Origin of the sequence: Streptomyces mexicanus (genome assembly GCF_902506575.1) — a bacterium.
Lineage (GTDB): Bacteria > Actinomycetota > Actinomycetes > Streptomycetales > Streptomycetaceae > Streptomyces > Streptomyces mexicanus.
Window position 1 is genome coordinate 1 of record NZ_LR732580.1, and the last position, 1,569, is coordinate 1,569.

At 75.5% G+C, this 1,569-nt stretch carries 1 protein-coding gene and 1 pseudogene; one reads left to right on the forward strand and one right to left on the reverse strand.

Translation table 11 applies throughout. The annotated features are described in order from the left end of the window. Positions 1-87: 87 nt before the first annotated feature. Positions 88-1,101, reverse strand: coding sequence for an SCO0930 family lipoprotein (locus tag GV126_RS32610; protein ID WP_159674594.1), 1,014 nt, complete (start codon positions 1,099-1,101; stop codon positions 88-90). Positions 1,102-1,361: 260 nt separating this feature from the next. Between GV126_RS32610 and GV126_RS36930 the strand changes: the two are divergent. Then, positions 1,362-1,569 (forward strand): annotated as a pseudogene (locus GV126_RS36930) (hypothetical protein); the annotation flags it as partial.

Genomic DNA, 1,569 nt, shown 5'->3' on the forward strand with positions numbered 1-1,569 from the left:
GAAGAGGTCGTTACGTCCGGAGCGGTGCGGAGGCGGTCACGTCCGGGGCGCCGGGGAAGCGGTCACTTCGGCGGCGCTGCGGAGGCGTCACTTCTTGGGCGCGCCGAGGGCCTTTCCGTCGGGAGCCACGGCGTACCAGGTGCCGCCGACACCCTGACCGGCGGTGTCCCCGGGCGCCTTGTCCCCGGAGAAGGTGTAGACCGGCCAGCAGTCCACGGTCATCTGCCGGACGCCGTCGGGCCGGGTGAAGCCCATCAGCCCTTTCCTGACCACGCCGTCGGTGTCGTCCGCGGCGACGGGGGCCACGGCCGGCCACTTCGTGAGGCAGGCACCGGTGCACGCCGACACCGGTTTCGGCCAGGCCCTGTCCTTCAGGAAGCGGTAGACCGTCATGCCGTTCCGGTCGACGACGACGTTCCCCAGGCGGGTCCTGCGCACCGACAGGCCGGGCAGGTTGGCCGGGGACGCCTTCTTGCCGGTGGGCGCCAGGGCGGACCAGGTCCCGCCCACGCCCTGGCCGGCGACCTGGCCGGGCCGGGTGTCCTTGGCGTAACGGTAGGCGGGCCAGCCGCCGACGGTCAGTTGCCGGGTGCCGTCGGCGCGGGTGACGGACCCCAGCAGGTCCTGGTCGATGCCCGTCCCGGCCGTGGCGTCGCCGGCCGGGACCGGCGGCCACGTCGTGGCGCAGTCGCCGTCGCAGTGCGACCCCGCGGGTTCGGCGGTGTCGCGGTCGAAACGGTAGAGCGTCATGCCGGCGCTGTCCGTCACGACCTTGCCCACCTCGGGGTTGTCGGCGACGGCGAGGCGGCCGGCGGGCCGCACCGCCCCGGCGGGATCCTGCCGACCGTCGGCACCGTAGCCGTTGCCCGTGCCGGAGCCGGAGCCGGTGCCTGGGTCCGTAGCGGTGCCTGGGTCCGTGCCGGTCCGCGTGCCCGCGCCGGAACCGGCGCCGAAGCCCGATCCGCGCCCGTCGGCCGCGGCCGTCGCCGCCACGTTCCGGCTGCCCGCCGCGGAGGTGCCGTCCTGACCGCACGCCGTCGTCAGCGCCAGCACGGCGGCGGCCGTCGCCACCAGTGAGGCGCTGCGCCAGGAGGTGTTCATCATCGACTCCCATGGATTCCGGGGGCGTTGGGGCGCCCTGCTGCGCCGCCGCACGACAGTGGTTACGCGCGGGGCGGGCGGGCGTGTTCAACGCTCGCCGCGGAATCCTTCGCGGCGCCGCGCCGCCTCGCACACGGGTACGGGCTGACGGTCCGTCGAGAACCTGCCGGGTAAACCTCCGCAGGCGCCGTTTCCCCTCTTCGGACCAATCGCCGCCCAACGCGGCGTGGCCCGGCCCGGCCGCGCCCATGATCTCGCTCGTGCATCGACCGAAACAGACCCGGCTGAGGCTGGCGCTGCGGGTGGCGGCGCCGGTGGCCCTGGCGTGGACGTGCGCGGGTGTGCCGGTCGCACCGGCCGCGGCGGACGCGTGTGCCTACGCCTCCACGGGCCCGGGCGGCGTGGTCGCGGTGTCGGTGGCCGGCAGCGACCCGTGGCCTCCGTTCCCGCCGTGCGGAAGGCCCACGC

Bases quoted from the DNA above. Each gene is read 5' to 3' on its own strand.
- GV126_RS32610 (WP_159674594.1), bottom strand. From the start codon at position 1,101: ATGAACACCTCCTGGCGCAGCGCCTCACTGGTGGCGACGGCCGCCGCC.